The organism is Allokutzneria sp. NRRL B-24872 (assembly GCF_002155965.1).
GTDB lineage: Bacteria > Actinomycetota > Actinomycetes > Mycobacteriales > Pseudonocardiaceae > Allokutzneria.
Window position 1 is genome coordinate 1,215 of sequence record NZ_MUMH01000148.1, and the last position, 627, is coordinate 1,841.

Sequence of the window (627 nt, forward strand, 5' to 3'; positions counted from 1 at the left end):
CGATCGGCTTCGCGCGCTCCCAGGGGCTGACCTACGGCATCGCCTCGCGCGGCCGGAGCGGACCGTTCCGCCACGTCGCGCACGTGGTGACCATCGACAACCAGGGCCGCGTCACCGATCTCGGGCCGGTGCGCACGACGGGGCCGGTTCGCTTGCCGCACAGCGGTTTCCTCGACGCCTACGCGGGCGCGGTCTCCGGGAGCAGGCTCTACCTGCGCGATGACTCCACCTTGTACGCGCTGGACATCAACCCGGCGAGCCCGACCTTCCTCGGCGTGCTCAGCTCAGTGCGGATGCGGCCGAGCTGGCCGNNAACGAGGCCGACGGCCAGCTCTACGGTGTCTCCTCCAGCGGGCCGCTGCACGGAATCCTGGTGCGCATCAACCCTTCCACCGGCGCGGTGACCCAGCTGCCGACGCACCCCGCGCTGCCGGGCTCCTCGACCTACGGCGCCGTGGTGATCGACTCGGCGCGGACCATGTACGCGCTCAACAACAACACGCACGGGGCGAGCCGGGTCTTCCAGATCTCCCTCGACGGCTCCGGAACCACGCGCGAGGTCGCGCAGGGGCCGAGGCTCGTGGCGACGGACGGGGCCGGATGCCTTGCGGCGCCGCCATCTCCACC

The 627-nt window shown here is 71.7% G+C and carries 1 pseudogene; it reads left to right on the forward strand.

Annotation, left to right across the window (positions count from 1 at the left end):
• Window positions 1-367: 367 nt before the first annotated feature.
• A pseudogene (locus tag CCN37_RS31560) lies at window positions 368-627 on the forward strand (hypothetical protein); the annotation flags it as partial.